16 protein-coding genes and 1 tRNA gene are annotated in these 14,668 nt (G+C 59.6%); 8 read left to right on the top strand and 9 right to left on the bottom strand.

The window, feature by feature from the left end; genetic code table 11:
* Positions 1-35 precede the first annotated feature (35 nt).
* The 4 genes from infA to trxB all read right to left on the bottom strand — a co-directional run bounded on the left by infA (position 36) and on the right by trxB (position 2,807).
* A complete protein-coding gene (gene infA / locus COA55_RS03970) occupies positions 36-254 on the bottom strand; it encodes a translation initiation factor IF-1 (RefSeq protein WP_007149029.1) in 219 nt (72 codons plus the stop codon).
* Positions 255-354: 100 nt separating this feature from the next.
* The gene (locus COA55_RS03965) at positions 355-1,083 is read right to left on the bottom strand and encodes an arginyltransferase (RefSeq protein WP_063521722.1); all 729 of its coding nucleotides are present in this window, start codon (positions 1,081-1,083) and stop codon (positions 355-357) included.
* 28 nt (positions 1,084-1,111) lie between these two features.
* Entirely contained in the window at positions 1,112-1,840 is a 729-nt protein-coding gene (aat, locus tag COA55_RS03960) for a leucyl/phenylalanyl-tRNA--protein transferase (protein ID WP_290500726.1), read from the bottom strand.
* A 19-nt stretch (positions 1,841-1,859) separates the two neighbouring features.
* Positions 1,860-2,807, bottom strand: a complete 948-nt coding sequence (gene trxB / locus COA55_RS03955) for a thioredoxin-disulfide reductase (protein ID WP_290500725.1) — start codon at positions 2,805-2,807, stop codon at positions 1,860-1,862.
* 352 nt (positions 2,808-3,159) lie between these two features.
* On the opposite strand from trxB, the gene COA55_RS03950 reads away from it, so the two are divergent.
* From COA55_RS03950 to cysG, 6 genes are all read left to right on the top strand, one after another.
* Complete coding sequence (locus COA55_RS03950) at positions 3,160-5,478, top strand: DNA translocase FtsK (protein WP_290500724.1); 2,319 nt, start codon at positions 3,160-3,162, stop codon at positions 5,476-5,478.
* A 9-nt stretch (positions 5,479-5,487) separates the two neighbouring features.
* A complete protein-coding gene (gene lolA / locus COA55_RS03945) occupies positions 5,488-6,117 on the top strand; it encodes an outer membrane lipoprotein chaperone LolA (RefSeq protein ID WP_290500723.1) in 630 nt (209 codons plus the stop codon).
* A 57-nt stretch (positions 6,118-6,174) separates the two neighbouring features.
* Complete coding sequence (locus COA55_RS03940) at positions 6,175-7,506, top strand: replication-associated recombination protein A (RefSeq protein WP_063519158.1); 1,332 nt, start codon at positions 6,175-6,177, stop codon at positions 7,504-7,506.
* Positions 7,506-7,913: a CrcB family protein gene (locus COA55_RS03935; RefSeq protein ID WP_290500722.1), complete on the top strand. Its 408-nt coding sequence runs from the start codon at positions 7,506-7,508 to the stop codon at positions 7,911-7,913. Before COA55_RS03940 ends, COA55_RS03935 begins: the two co-directional genes overlap by 1 nt.
* A gap of 63 nt (positions 7,914-7,976) precedes the next feature.
* On the top strand, positions 7,977-9,266 hold the full coding sequence (gene serS, locus COA55_RS03930) for a serine--tRNA ligase (RefSeq protein ID WP_063538755.1): 1,290 nt from the start codon (positions 7,977-7,979) through the stop codon (positions 9,264-9,266).
* A gap of 128 nt (positions 9,267-9,394) precedes the next feature.
* Positions 9,395-10,780: a siroheme synthase CysG gene (gene cysG / locus COA55_RS03925; RefSeq protein WP_290500721.1), complete on the top strand. Its 1,386-nt coding sequence runs from the start codon at positions 9,395-9,397 to the stop codon at positions 10,778-10,780.
* A gap of 20 nt (positions 10,781-10,800) precedes the next feature.
* Here the strand turns inward: cysG and COA55_RS03920 are convergent, their stop codons facing one another.
* The 5 genes from COA55_RS03920 to COA55_RS03900 are packed head-to-tail and all read right to left on the bottom strand — an operon-like array spanning position 10,801 to position 13,473.
* Positions 10,801-11,790: a glycosyl transferase family protein gene (locus COA55_RS03920; RefSeq protein ID WP_290500720.1), complete on the bottom strand. Its 990-nt coding sequence runs from the start codon at positions 11,788-11,790 to the stop codon at positions 10,801-10,803.
* Between the two features lie 57 nt (positions 11,791-11,847).
* Positions 11,848-12,102, bottom strand: a complete 255-nt coding sequence (locus tag COA55_RS03915) for a hypothetical protein (RefSeq protein WP_063518623.1) — start codon at positions 12,100-12,102, stop codon at positions 11,848-11,850.
* Entirely contained in the window at positions 12,103-12,426 is a 324-nt protein-coding gene (locus COA55_RS03910; protein ID WP_290500719.1) for a hypothetical protein, read from the bottom strand.
* The gene (gene tusD / locus COA55_RS03905) at positions 12,419-12,790 is read right to left on the bottom strand and encodes a sulfurtransferase complex subunit TusD (protein ID WP_063518964.1); all 372 of its coding nucleotides are present in this window, start codon (positions 12,788-12,790) and stop codon (positions 12,419-12,421) included. Before tusD ends, COA55_RS03910 begins: the two co-directional genes overlap by 8 nt.
* On the bottom strand, positions 12,790-13,473 hold the full coding sequence (locus COA55_RS03900; protein WP_063518968.1) for a Bax inhibitor-1/YccA family protein: 684 nt from the start codon (positions 13,471-13,473) through the stop codon (positions 12,790-12,792). The genes tusD and COA55_RS03900 overlap by 1 nt, the downstream gene beginning before the upstream one ends.
* Positions 13,474-13,697: 224 nt before the next feature.
* Between COA55_RS03900 and COA55_RS03895 the strand changes: the two genes are divergently transcribed.
* Both COA55_RS03895 and COA55_RS03890 read left to right on the top strand, forming a co-directional pair.
* A complete protein-coding gene (locus COA55_RS03895) occupies positions 13,698-14,381 on the top strand; it encodes a hypothetical protein (protein ID WP_290500718.1) in 684 nt (227 codons plus the stop codon).
* A 103-nt stretch (positions 14,382-14,484) separates the two neighbouring features.
* A tRNA-Ser gene (locus COA55_RS03890) sits at positions 14,485-14,572 on the top strand.
* Positions 14,573-14,668 lie beyond the last annotated feature (96 nt).

The following is a 14,668-nucleotide window of genomic DNA, read 5'->3' as shown; positions in this document are numbered from 1 at the left end:
TTTTTGTGGGTGTATTCGGCCGGAGCCGTTCCGGGTTATTTCATCCGGAAAGTGATGCGTCCCTTGGTGAGGTCATAGGGAGACATTTCCACTTTTACACGATCCCCTGTGAGGATGCGGATATAGAACTTACGCATCTTCCCGGAGATATGGGCCGTAATTACATGACCGTTGTCCAGCTTCACACGAAACATCGTGTTGGGCAGGGTATCAACGATGACACCTTCGAGTTCGATTTGCTCTTCTTTCGCCATCCAACAAATACCTTGGGTTACCGGCTATTAGCGACGCGCAATTGTGCCGTAAAAGGGCCTTGGCTGCAAAAGAAGTTGGAAAAAGGCTTGGGTCGAGGGCTTAACCCCCGGAATTACTGGGGGCGGTGTGCTCTTTCCAGCTCCCGCTGGCGAGAATTTCCAGGGGCTGATACTGGCTTTTGTAGCTCATTTTCTGGCATTGACGGATCCAGTAGCCCAGATACAGGTAGGGAAGTTGTAATCGTTGGCATTGTTCGATTTGCCATAGCAACGCCATGACCCCCAGGCTGCGCTCAGGCAATGTGGGGTCAAAGAAGGTGTACACTGCGGAGAGGCCATCATTGAGCTGGTCGGTGACGGCTACGGCGACCAGCTTGCCTTGCTGGCGAAACCCGTAGAAATGGGTGTCTGCCCATTCGCAGGTAAGAAAATTGGTGAACTGCTCTTCCGAAGGCGGATACATGTCGCCATCGCCATGGCGGTCATTAATGTAGGCCGCATAAAGCGCGTATAGCTCGCGACTGAAACGGGCGGGCTCGCGGTTCACTGCCAGATCGGCGTTGTTTTTGAGGATGCGACGATGGCGGCGGCGAGGGTGGAAGTCATCCACTCGCACCCGGGCCGGAATGCAGGCATTACAGCTGTCGCAGTGGGGGCGATAGAGATAATTGCCGCTGCGGCGAAACCCCAGCAAGCTCAGTTCGCTATAGAGCTCTGGTGACAGCTGGGCCTGGGGGTCCACAAACAGGGTAGACGCCTGGCGGTCTTCCAGGTAGCTGCAGCTATGGGCGGGTGTGCGAAAAAAGCGCAGCGTGGACAAGTCAGTCATGGTGTAAGTGTAGCCCAGGGCAGGAGGGCTAAAAAGCCTCACATTCGGCTTGCAGTGCGGCCCAGTCAAACGGACGGTCTGGCCAGGGGGTGGGCACTGGCTGGGCTGGCACCCAGTCCTCAAGGCAGGTTTCAAAGTCGTCACGGTCGATCATCTGTGCCCCCATGGACATGAGGTGAGGGTTCTCGATCTGGGCATCAAGCAGGCGGATATCCAGTGCACGGGCCAGGTTGCGTAGTGCCACCAGTGCCACCTTGGAGCCGTTGCGCTGCGGGGAAGCCATGGATTCACCAAAGAACATCTGGCCAAGCTGAACGCCATAGAGGCAGCCGGCCAGCGACCCGTTTTGCCAGATTTCTACGCTGTGGGCATAACCTTGCTGATGCAGTTGGCAATAAGCCGCGATCATTTCTTCGTTGATCCAGGTGCCCGGTTCGCCCTGGCGGGGGGCTGCGCAGGTGCGCATGACTGCTTCGAAGTCGCGGTCAAAAGTAATGGTGAAATCCGCCTGGCGGAGATGTCGGGACAGGCTGCGGCTGACATGTAACTGGTCCAGCCGGATCACGCAGCGCGGTGCCGGGCTCCACCAGAGGATGGGCTGGGTGTCGGCGTTGTACCAAGGGAAGATGCCGGCGGAATACGCCCGTAAAAGGGTCTGGGGGTGAAGATCCGACCCGGCAGCCAGCAGGCCGTCCGGGTCGGTGAGGGCGAGCCGGGTATCAGGGAAAGGATCCCCGGGGTCCAGCCATGGCACCATGTGGTGGCCCTCCGGTCTATCAGTCGTTCAGGTTGTCCAGGAAACGCTCGGCGTCCAGCGCGGCCATGCAGCCAGCGCCAGCGGAGGTCACTGCCTGGCGGTAGATATGGTCCGCCACGTCGCCGGCCGCAAATACCCCTTCCACGCTGGTGGCGGTGGCGTTGCCTTCGGTGCCGCTGGCGATCTTGATGTAGCCGTCTTTCATGTCCAGCTGGCCGGCGAAAATATCCGTGTTCGGCTTGTGACCGATGGCAATGAAGACACCTTGTAGTTCAAGGTCTTTGCTGCCTTCACCCTTGGTGGACTTGATGCGCATGCCGGTGACACCGCTGTCATCGCCAAGCACTTCTTCAAGGGTGTGGTCCCATTCCACGGAGATATTGTCTTTGGCGAGCAGCTTGTCCTGCAGGATTTTTTCCGCGCGCAGGCTGTCACGACGGTGTACCAGGGTCACATGTTCGGCAATGTGGGACAGGTACAGTGCTTCTTCGACAGCCGTGTTACCGCCACCGATTACCGCCACCTTCTGGCCCTTATAGAAAAAACCGTCACAGGTCGCGCAGGCAGACACGCCTTTGCCCATAAAGGCTTCTTCGGACTCCAGCCCCAGATACATGGCGGTGGCGCCGGTGGCGATGATCAGCGCGTCACAGGTGTAGGTGCCGTTGTCGCCCTTGAGGACGATCGGGCGCTGCTTGAGATCCACGTCGTTGATATGGTCGTAGACCATTTCCGTATCGAAACGCTCGGCGTGCTGCTGCATGCGCACCATCAGGTCCGGCCCCTGCAGGCCTTCCACATCACCGGGCCAGTTATCCACTTCGGTGGTGGTGGTGAGCTGGCCGCCAGGCTGGATGCCGGTGATCACAACCGGCTTGAGGTTGGCACGGGCGGCGTACACAGCCGCAGTGTAACCCGCCGGGCCGGAACCCAGAATAATCAGCCGATGGTGCTGCACGTCGCTCATGTGTTACTCCAGTAAATACGTGGGTTGGGCAGGTGATCGGGCGCGCTATGCCGCGTCCGGCCTTGCGACTCCAACTGTGGGGGCAAGGCCTGCACATTCAAGGCAGTGAAAACTACCGTAAAACCGGGTCGTCGTGAAGCCTGATCATGGGCTATTAGTGCGATAGGAAGAGGTGACTGCCCGGGTTGAGAGCCGCAGATTGCGGCTATTTTGTGCGATAATGCCGTGCGCTCGGGCACACCGGGAGGGGCAAAGCTGGCCGCCCCCACTGTGATTGACTACAATCGCAATAATTTCAATCCGTTATCAGCTATTCTTTATCCAATAGTTTGACTTTATTGAGGGGCAAGGCGTGAGTAAAACGGTTGCCGGGCAAGGACAGTCCGGGTTTTCCCGCCATCTCAAACGTGGTTTGGTGGAAGGCATGGTCATTGCGCTGATCGCCTTTTCCCTTTACCTGCTGCTGGCGTTAATCAGTTTCGATAGCCGCGATCCCGGCTGGTCCTATGTGGGCAATGTGGATGCAGTACGCAATGCCATGGGCCGGGTAGGGGCGTTCAGCGCCGATCTGCTGCTGGGCCTGTTTGGCTATATGGCCTACCTGTTTCCGGTGCTGCTGGGCTTTTGGGCCGGCAAGGTGCTGCGCGAGCGCCATGCCGGACTGCCGGGGAGCTGGCCGTTGTTCAGCTTGCGACTGGTGGGTTTTATTCTGACCATGCTGGCGGGCACGGCGCTGTCGTACATGCATTTCACCGTGGGCGATACGCTGCCGGAAGGCGCCGGGGGCATTCTCGGCCATGAAGTTGGCGATGCCTCCCTGGCCGGGTTCAACCCCCTGGGTGGGACCTTGATGATGGTGGCGTTGTTTTTGATCGGCGTGACCATCTTTACCGATTTGTCCTGGATCGCGCTGGCTGAAGGCCTGGGCGCGCTGGTGCTTGGCGCCATCGAAAAAGTGCCTGCCTGGTGGCAAACGCGTAAACGTCAGCGCGAAGAGCAGCGGCAGAAGAAAGAAGCCCATGAGAGGCGCGCCAAGGTCATTACCGAGGCGAAGAAAAAGGCAGAAACGCGAACCCCGCCCAAAATCGCCAAACCGGCCAAGCCGGTGGAAAAAAGCGCCCGGGTTCAAAAAGAAAAGCAGCAGAAACTGTTTACCACGGAAGTCTCCGGTGAGCTGCCCCCGGTGGGCCTGCTGGATGCGGTGGAAGAATCCAAGGGCGGTTATTCCGAAGAGGCCCTGGAAGGCATGTCACGCCTGCTGGAAATCAAGCTCAAGGATTTCAATATCGAGGCGGAAGTGGTGGCAGTGCAGCCCGGCCCGGTGATTACCCGCTTCGAAATTCAGCCGGCAGCTGGTATTAAGGTTTCCAAGATCACCAATCTGGCCAAGGATTTAGCTCGCTCCCTGGCAGTGATCAGCGTGCGGGTAGTGGAAGTGATTCCCGGCAAGACCACCGTGGGGATCGAGATTCCCAACGAGCAACGGGAAATGATCCGCTTCACCGAAGTGATCGGCACACAGATGTTTGATCAGGCGCCGTCGCCCCTGACCATGGCGCTGGGCAAGGATATCTCCGGCGGCCCGGTGATGGCGGACTTGGCAAAAATGCCCCACTTGCTGGTGGCGGGTACCACCGGTTCCGGTAAGTCCGTGGGCGTGAACGCCATGTTGCTGTCCATGCTGTTCAAGTCCAGCCCGGACGATGTCCGCCTGATCTTGATCGATCCCAAAATGCTGGAACTGGCGGTCTACGATGGCATTCCGCACCTGCTTACCCCGGTGGTTACCGACATGAAAGAAGCGGCCGGTGCGCTGCGCTGGGGTGTGGGTGAAATGGAGCGTCGTTACCGGCTGATGGCCTCCATGGGGGTGCGGAATATCTCCGGTTATAACCGCAAGGTGGACGACGCCAAGAAGAAAGGCGAGCCCCTCAAGGACCCGCTGTGGAAGCCGGATGACCCGATGAATCTGGATGAGGAGGCGCCGCTGGCCGAGCACCTGCCTTACATCGTTATCGTCATCGATGAATTCGCCGACATGATGATGATTGTGGGCAAGAAAGTGGAAGAGCTGATCGCCCGTATCGCCCAGAAAGCCCGGGCGGCAGGTATTCACCTGATTCTCGCCACCCAGCGCCCGTCCGTGGACGTTATCACCGGCCTGATCAAGGCCAACGTGCCGTCGCGTATCGGTTTCCAGGTGTCGTCCAAAATTGACTCCCGCACAGTACTGGACCAGGGCGGGGCGGAGCAGCTGCTGGGCCATGGTGACATGCTTTATTTGCCCGGCGGCACCAGTGTTCCGGAACGTGTTCACGGCGCCTTTGTCTCAGATGAAGAGGTGCACCGGGTTTGTGACGATTGGCGCAAACGCGGCGAGCCCAATTATCTGGAAGAAATTCTCGATGGTGGCAGCGACCTCAATGCACCGATGCCAGGTATGGAAAGCGCCAGTGAGGGCGGCGATGACGAGAATGATCCGCTTTACGATGAAGCGGTGGCCATCGTCACCGAGTCCCGACGGGCGTCCATTTCCTCTGTGCAGCGGAAACTGAAAATTGGCTATAACCGTGCCGCCCGCCTGGTGGAAGCCATGGAGATGGCAGGGGTGGTCACCGAGGCCGGCAACAATGGCCAGCGCGAAGTCATCGCGCCGCCGCCGGTCAAATAAGGAGTTTGAATGAAGAAGTTGCTGTTGAGCCTGGCGCTGGCGCCTGCTGTCCTGTTGGCCCCTACCGCATGGGCGGGTGCCACCGATGATTTGCTGGATCGCCTGCAAACCCTTAAGTCCATGAAAGGCGAGTTCGAGCAGGTGGTGCTGGATCAGGGCGGCACGCATATGCAGGAAGCCACGGGCCGTTTTCAGGTGGCCCGGGGGAACCAGTTTTACTGGCTCACCGAAACGCCTTATGAGCAGATGGCTGCGTCCGACGGCGAAACCGTCTGGGTTTACGACAAGGACCTGGAGCAGGTGGTGGTACGCCCGCTGAGCCAGGATCTTGGCCAGACCCCGGCCCTGTTGTTTGGTGGCAAGCCTGCCGATGTGGCCAAGGCGTTCAGTATTTCCGAGCGTGATAATCAGGGGGGCGAAGTCACTTACCGGCTTACCCCCAAAGGGCAGGACCCGCTGTTCGATCAGCTGGATGTGACCTTCAAGGGCGACGAGCCCGCGTCCATGCGCTTGCAGGACGCACTGGGCCAGCAGACCGTCATCGACTTCAAGACCCTGACCCTGAACGGCGGCATCGATAGCAGCCTGTTCCACTTCGAGCCGCCTGAAGGCACGGATGTCATTCAGCAACAACAGTAATCGAGGGTAACGGCCGGGATGCTCCGGCCGCAGCCCGGTCACCAGTAGGCGTTTTCCATGAGCGATCTTTTTGCCGCCGATGCCGCCCAGCAGGCTCAGCCCCTGGCGGCGCGCCTGCGACCTGCCCACCTGGATGACTATGTAGGCCAGCAGCACCTGGTTGGCGAGGGCAAGCCGCTGCGTCAGGCCCTGGACCGGGGGCAGCTGCATTCCATGATTCTGTGGGGCCCACCGGGCACCGGCAAAACCACCCTGGCACTGATCATGGCGCAAACCGTGGATGCCGCGTTTATTACGCTCTCTGCGGTGCTGTCCGGGGTAAAGGATATTCGGGCCGCCGTTGAGCAGGCCCAGATTCGCCTGGGGCAGGGGCGTCGCACGGTCCTGTTTGTGGACGAGGTGCACCGCTTCAACAAAGCCCAGCAGGATGCCTTCTTGCCCCACGTGGAAGAAGGCACCATCACCTTCATCGGCGCCACCACCGAAAACCCGTCTTTTGAGCTCAACAACGCACTGTTGTCGCGGGCGCGGGTGTATCGGCTTCGAGCATTGGCTCCTGACGATCTCAGCGGTTTGTTGGGCCGTGCACTGCAGGACCCGGCTCTTAACGGTATGCAGCTGGATGCTGATGCCCGTGAGTTGTTGCTGAACTACGCAGATGGTGATGCCCGGCGGCTGCTGAATATGCTTGAAGTCGCGGCAGATCTGGCGGATCAGGATGCACCGAAGATTGATGCAGAATTGATGCGCGAGGTGTTGCGTGATGCGGTGCGCCGTTTCGACAAGGGCGGCGACCTGTTTTACGACCAGATCAGCGCCATGCATAAATCCGTACGCGGCTCCGACCCGGATGCGGCTCTGTACTGGTTCGCCCGCATGCTGGACGGTGGTTGTGACCCGCTCTACCTTGCCCGCCGTGTGGTCCGCATGGCCAGTGAAGATATCGGCAATGCCGACCCGCGAGCACTGACGCTCTGCCTGCAGGCCTGGGATGTGCAGGAGCGATTGGGGAGCCCGGAAGGGGAGCTGGCTATCGCTCAGGCCATCGCCTACCTGGCGGTTGCCCCGAAAAGTAATGCGGTCTACAACGCCTATAATCAGGCCCGCGCGCTGGTTCGTCAGCAGCCCACCGACGAGGTGCCCCTGCACCTGCGCAATGCGCCCACCCAGCTTATGAAAGACGAAGGCTTCGGTGCCGAGTATCATTATGCCCACGATTTCCCCGAGGCCTTTGTGGCCGGGGAAAATTACTTTCCGGCAAGCCTGCAACATACCCGTCTCTATGAGCCGGTGAATCGCGGGCTTGAAATCAAGGTGGCAGAAAAACTGGCCCGCCTGCGTGGCCTGAATGCCAGTAGCGACTGGACCCGTTACGGGAAGGGGAAATAATGTCGGTATCAGCGATCACGGAAGGAGGCATGCTGCCCTGGATTGCAGTGGCCTGTGGCGGTGCTATCGGCGCCTGTCTGCGTTTTGGCACCACCTTGTGGGTGGGCGTCCCGGTGATGCCAGCCTGGCCCTGGGCCACCTTCAGCGTGAACCTGGCAGGCAGCTTTCTGTTCGGGTTGCTGGCGATCATGATGGCGAGCCTGCCAGTGGGTGATGTATGGCGGCTGGCCTTGATGACCGGCATGCTCGGCGCCCTGACAACCTTTTCCACCTTTTCGTTTGAGCTGGTGCGGATGGTGGAAGCCAGGGCTTTCTCGCTGGCGGCGGGCTATGCAATGGCGTCGGTGACGGTCTGTCTGCTGCTTGGCATGGCAGGTCTGGCACTGGGCCGACTGGTTTTTGAATAACATGGGGACGTTGAATGTTTAAACGTTCAACTCAGCCTTTTCTGATTTTGGAGTAAGAGAAACATGCTGGATATTCGTGCCCTGCGGCAGGACGGTGAAGCGATCAAAACGGCGCTGACCAAACGCGGTTACACCCTGGATCTTGACGCATTTGCGTCCCTGGATGCCAAGCGCAAGCAGGCAGACATCCGTTCCCAGGAGTTGCAGGCCGATCGCAAGAAAGCCTCCAGGCAGGTGGGCGAACTGATCAAGTCCGGCATGGCGGTGGAAGATGCCAAGTCGCAGGTTGCAGAAACCCTGCAAACCATCGATGCAGAGCTGGATCGCGAAGTGGCGAGCGCCAAGGCGATTCAGGAAGAAATCCGTGAATTTCTGATGGGGATTCCCAATGTGCCGCAAGATGCGGTGCCGGCAGGTAATGACGAAGAGGACAACGTGGAAGTGCGCCAGTGGGGCACACCGAAAACACTGCCGTTTGAACCCAAAGATCACGTGGATGTGGGCGAAGCCCTGGACGGCGGGCTGGACTTCGAGCGCGCGGCCAAACTGTCCGGCGCCCGGTTCTCCGTGATGAGCGGCGGGTTGGCTCGCATGCATCGGGCGCTGATCGATTTCATGCTCGACATGCACAGCGATGAGCACGGCTACCAGGAAGTCTATGTACCGTTTCTGGTCGGGCCGGAAGCCCTGCGCGGCACCGGGCAGCTGCCTAAATTCGCGGAAGACCTGTTCAAGATGGAAGGGGAGCGTGAGCTGTACCTGATCCCTACCGCCGAAGTGCCGGTGACCAATCTGGCGGCGGACGAGATTCTTGAAGCGGACACCATGCCGCGCCGCTACACCTGCCACACGCCGTGTTTCCGTTCCGAGGCGGGCAGCCACGGCAAGGACACCCGCGGCATGATCCGCCAACACCAGTTTGAAAAAGTGGAGCTGGTGCAGATGGTGCGTGCAGAGGAATCCGATGCCGCTCTGGAAGCGCTCACCGGCCATGCCGAAGCGGTTTTGCAAAAACTGGATCTGCCTTACCGGGTGGTGATCCTGTGTGGCGGAGATTTGGGCTTTTCCTCGTCCAAAACCTACGACATCGAAGTCTGGCTGCCGAGCCAGCAGCGCTATCGGGAAATCTCTTCCTGCTCCAACTTTCAAGACTATCAGTCGCGCCGTATGCAGGCCCGCTGGCGTAATCCGGAAACCGGCAAGCCAGAATTGGTACACACTTTGAATGGGTCTGCCCTGGCAGTAGGGCGTACGCTGGTGGCGATTCTGGAGAACTATCAAAACGAAGATGGTTCCGTGACCGTGCCGGAGGCATTGCGTCCCTACATGAGAGGTCTGGAACGCCTGACGTAAGGCTGTTCTGGCGCAACGGCGGCGGATGCGGCAATGGGTGTTCGCCTATGGCAAACCTGTAACGAAGGGGTTCTGCCGTTTGCGCCAGGCGTAATGCATCTGGTGTCCGGCGTTTACCGGGAGCAAGCATGGAATTTTTACCGATCAGTTGGCGTTTGCAGGGCAAAGTGGCTCTGCTGGCTGGCGGCGGCGAAGTGGCGCTGCGTAAAGGGCGCCTTCTGCACCGTTCGGGTGCGGTAGTGAATGTGGTTGCCCCGCAAGTGTGCGATGAATTGCGCGCTATTGTGGCGCAGAGTGGCGGCGCCTGTATGGATCGTGTGTTTGCGAGCACGGATCTGGATGGGGTTGCGCTGGTCATTTGCGCCACGGACGATCGCAGCACCAATGCCGACATTGCCCGCCAGGCGCAACAGCGTGGTTTGCCCGTCAATGTAGTCGATGATCCGTCGCTGGGCGATTTCATCTTTCCTGCCATCGTGGATCGCTCTCCGGTGCTGATCAGTATCAGCTCCTCCGGCGCCTCGCCGGTACTGGCGCGTAAGCTGCGGGCCCAGCTGGAATCGTCCTTGCCTGCCCGTTGGGGGAGGCTGGCGGACCTGATGGCCCGCTTCCGTCAGCCCCTCAAAGAAAAACTCGATAATATCGGCGCGCGGCGCCTGTTCTGGGAGCAGACCCTGGATAGCCCGGTGGTGGAGAAAGTGCTGGCTGGCAAGGACAGCGAAGCGGAAGCCATGCTGGCTGCGGCCATTGAATCCGCTGATGCGGCCTGCCTGAGTCGGGGTGAGGTCTACCTGGTGGGTGCAGGTCCCGGTGACCCGGACCTGTTGACGTTCCGGGCGTTGCGCCTGCTGCAGAAAGCCGACGTGGTGCTGTACGACCGCTTGGTGGGCAAGGGTATCGTGGATCTGGCCCGCCGGGATGCGGAGTTGGTGTACGTGGGCAAGGCCCGCGATAAACACGCGCTGCCCCAGAACAACATCAATGAATTGCTGGTCCATTATGCCAAGCAGGGCAAGAAGGTGTGCCGCCTCAAGGGCGGGGACCCGTTCATCTTCGGCCGGGGTGGCGAAGAAATTGACCTGATTGTGGCTGAGGGCATCGACTTCCAGGTGGTGCCGGGCATTACCGCCGCCAGTGGTTGTGCTTCCTACGCCGGTATTCCACTGACACACCGTGATCACGCCCAGTCCGTACGCTTTGTGACCGGCCACCGCAAGGATGGTTCGGTGGATCTGGATTGGGAGCATCTGGTTGGCGAGCACGAAACCGTGGTGTTCTACATGGGGTTAGTGGGCTTGCGGGAAATCTGCAGCCAGCTGATCGCCCATGGCCGTGCGGGTGATACGCCGATTGCGCTGGTGTCGCGGGGCACGACCAATCTGCAGGAGGTGATTACCGGCACCCTGAATCAGCTACCGGACGATATCGAAGGGCGGGAGATCCACGCGCCCACATTGATTATCGTTGGCAGCGTGGTCAGCCTGCATCCCAGGTTTGGTTGGTTCAAACCCTGAAAAGCGTAATCCGACATCGGTTAAAGCCGTGTCTTATCACGGTTTTCCCACAGTGCTGCGGCGTCTTTGCGCGCACTCTCCAGAGAGTCTGCCTTGTCGAGGCCCCACAGGGCTACGGCCACGGTATGGATAACGGCCTGTTCGCCGTATTCATCACGGCTTTCGCCGCGCCATACCCGCAGAATTGTGTCCGCACCGGGATCGCCCGGTGGCGTTTGCCGGGGCAGGGCGTTGTCGATCACGGCACTTTCCAGTGGCTCGCCGTGACGGATGCCCTGGATTTGCGTGCGTGCATCCGGGCGGATTTCCAGCTCGCCGCCTTCGCCCTTGAACAGGAGCAGGTCCCGATCACCGGCCAGTGTTGCGGCCCCTTGATGCAGTTCGATATAAGCCGGGTGGAAAACGCTCTGCATGGACAGTGGTGCCCGGGCAGGGTTGAGGCTGCGGGCCAGGGTGTTGATTGGCGAGCGCAGACCCAGGAAGTAACGCAGCGTGAGCATCCGTGCCAGTGGCGGGCAGAACTGTTCCAGGGGCAGGTAGGCCAGCCCCTGTTCCTCAAGGTGTGCGTGCGCTTCGGCGACGGTTTGCGCAACGGGCAGGCCCAGTTGCGGCAGAAGCTGATCGGTATACACGCGATTGGGCGTGTGCGCCGGTCCGCCATGGAGAAAAGTGCGGATGCCGTTGCTGGCCAGTAGCACTGTTGCCAGCAGGTACCAGGGGTGGTGCTTTTTCTTGCCGGCATAGCTGGGCCAGTCCAGTTCCACATGGGGCAGCTCGGCAAGGGCCTGGTAGCAAGCGGGTCGGCAGGCATCAAGAAACCCGGCCAGCTCATCCGGGGTTTCTTCTTTTACCCGCAACAGCATCAGGAAAGCGCCAAGCTGAATATCTTCCACGTTTCCGTCGAGGATGGCCTGCATGGCCTCGCGGGCTTCTTCGCGGGTGAGGCTGCGGCGGGCGCGTTTGCCGCGGCCCAGGGTGCGAACGAAAGGCGCAAAAGCATGTTCAGTCATGATTCCATCTCATCGGGTTTAAGGCGTGTTGCGTGAAGCATGGTACGTGGAAGCGTTTCAATACCAGCTGGTGCACGGGCCGTGTTCGGCGATCAGTGCGATCAGACCCGCATGATCTATCACCGGCAGGGCACTGTCCGGGAGTTGTAAGGATGAATGCGTCAGCAGGTAGCCATCTCCTTTCAGCTCCAGCTGTGATGCAAGTAACAAGCCTGCATCGGTGAAGACACAAATGTCGCCACGGGTGTAAAGCGCCGAGAAGCGCTGGTGCGTGTTGTTATCGTCAGGGGAAAAGCCAAGCAGGTGCAACATTCAGAACACCAGAATCTGATCGCATTGGGTGCGTAATGATAGCAGCTCATCATGCCCGAGCGGGTCGGCGCTCACCGGGCAGGGTGTGGGGGGGGCGTTTTCCTCGCGTCCCGGTTTTTCGGTCACGCAGCGCACACCGAAGTCTGCGAGCTGCATCAGGGTGTCGTTGGGGCACAGTTTCAGCGTAGCGAGAGCCGGGGGCGTAAGCCACAGGGTGGTGGCCTGTCCGAACGCTGCACCGGTGAGCAGCATGTCGAGCATCTCCTGGAACTGGCTGGAAAAGGGTTGGCTGCCGGTGGCGATGTAGAGGGTATGGTTAGCCAAACTGAATCACCTGATCGCTGCTGATGAGGGCCTCCGCCCATTGCCCCAGTCCCGCAAGAGAGAAGCCTTCCGCCAGCGTGTTGTCCGTGTCGGTGGCGACAATGCCCCGACGCTGGGCGGCGCCCACACAAACCACGGCATTCACATCATGACGGGCAAGCCAGTGCTGCCACTGCTGGGCGGCATTGGCTTGGGTGCCATCACCGGTCCAGGCATGACGGTTCGCCAGATGCACGGCATCCCGGTAGAAGAACAGGCAGTGGAGTTGGTGATCGGGGGTGTCGAGAAGGGCTTGAGCAGTATGCAGGGCGGTCAACGCGGCGGCGGAATCCGCCGCCGCGTTGACCAGTAGCGAGAATCGCATTAATCGTTGCCGCTGAGAGCTGTCAGCAGGTGCAACAGGGACATGAACAGGTTGTAGATGGAAACGAACAGGGTCACCGTCGCCATGATGTAGTTGGTTTCACCGCCGTGGATGATGGCGCTGGTCTGCCACATGATCAGCAGGGAGGACAGCAGCACAAAGGCAGCAGATACCGCCAGGCTCAGCGCCGGGATGGCGAAGAAGATGTTGGCGATGCTTGCCCCGAACGCCACCAGAATACCGATCATGATGAAGTTGGTGAGGAAGCTGAAGTCCTTGCGGGTGACCAGGGCAATGGCCGACATGGCCACGAAAATACCGGCAGTGCCAGCCAGAGCGGTGGTTACGATCTCCATGCCGCCGGGGATCTGGGCGTACATGTTAATGATCGGGCCGGTGGTGAAACCCAGCCAGCCAGTCAGGCCGAAGACAGCCAGAATGCCCCAGGCACTGTTGCGAAGCGCGTTGGTGGCGAACAGCAGACCAAAATAGACACCGATGGTCAGCCAGACGTTAACGAAACCGATGTTGCTGGCCATGGCAAACCAGGACGCGCCGGTTGCCACAACGAGTGACAGCCCCAGCAGCATATAGGTGTTTTTCAGTACCTGGGCCGCGCGCTCCCCGGAAACGGCAACACCGTGCTGGTGGGGGGCGGAGTAGGGGTTGGTCGGGTTATTCATGATATCACTCATCCTTGCCAATTGTTCCTGTGATCATAAGGGCGAGGAGGCCAAAATCAAGCGTTAAACCGGCTTTTCGCCATGAGAAAGTGCCTGGTCATCCCGTGGGGATCATTGGCGACCATGGATGTGCACTTTTGTGACCCTTATCTCGGGATGGCGAGGCAAGTACATAATACTATTTTCGTACTGAAAATACCTGAGTCTGAGCTGAGGGGGGCCTTATGAGCGCATTATCGCTGGCTGCCACTGAAAGTGAGCAAATCGAGCTGGCAGCGGTACAGAATCGGCATTCGTTGTACAGCGATTTGCTTCAAGTGCCGGACCTGGCATCGCGTCGCCATGAGCTGGTTTTTGAACAGAAAAACCGGCTGCTGGGCCGCTACCGCCGGATCGTTCTGTTCAATGGTCGCTACCTGGAATGGACGGAGCAGCGGGGGCGGCGCGAAGTAACGCGGATCATCAATCTGGCGTTTCTGGCAGGCTCGCCAAGTGCTTATCGTGAAATTGCCTGGCGGTCCCTGAGTGTTGCCCTGCTGGCACTCATTGTTGCCGGGCTCCTGTTGGCTGTGGGGCAGGCCGTTGCCGCGCTGGCAGCGCTGGGGATGTCCTTGCTGGGTGTGGGGTTTTGCCTGCGGGGCTCGTCCCGGCGCCTGCTGTTCTATACCCGTAACGGGCGGGTGGTGATGTTCGATCTGTTTGATCAGCGTGGAGACAGAAAGCGTTTTGCAAAGGTGGTTGGTGCGCTGCAGCTACGGGGAGAGCGGGCCTGGGCCCTGTTGCCCGACAGCAAGGAGCGGCTGGCGGCAGAAGTGGCAGAGCACCGCCGGCTGATGCAGGAAGGGGCTATCAGCCAGGCGCAATACGAGCGTGCCAAGCAGCGCATCTTCCGTTGTTATTCCGATTGAGCTGAACGGACCTACTTAGCGGTCAAAACTCAACCAGTCGTGCGCGGTATTGTGGCTTCGACGTTGACTGGCCTTATTGCTCATGTATTATTGCTGCCACCTTGGAGGGGTGGCAGAGTGGCCGAATGCACCGGTCTTGAAAACCGGCGACGGGAGACCGTCCGTGGGTTCAAATCCCACCCCCTCCGCCAAATAAAAAGCCCGCACTTGATGAGTGCGGGCTTTTTTTGTGCCGCTCTGCGGCCGCGACACGGTTCACGCAACACGCAAGCAATACACTTGTGGTT

The organism is Alcanivorax sp., assembly GCF_002733835.1.
In the GTDB taxonomy this organism is placed as follows: domain Bacteria; phylum Pseudomonadota; class Gammaproteobacteria; order Pseudomonadales; family Alcanivoracaceae; genus Alcanivorax.
Note: the sequence above shows the minus strand (reverse complement) of the source record. Positions and strands in the feature narration are given on the sequence as shown.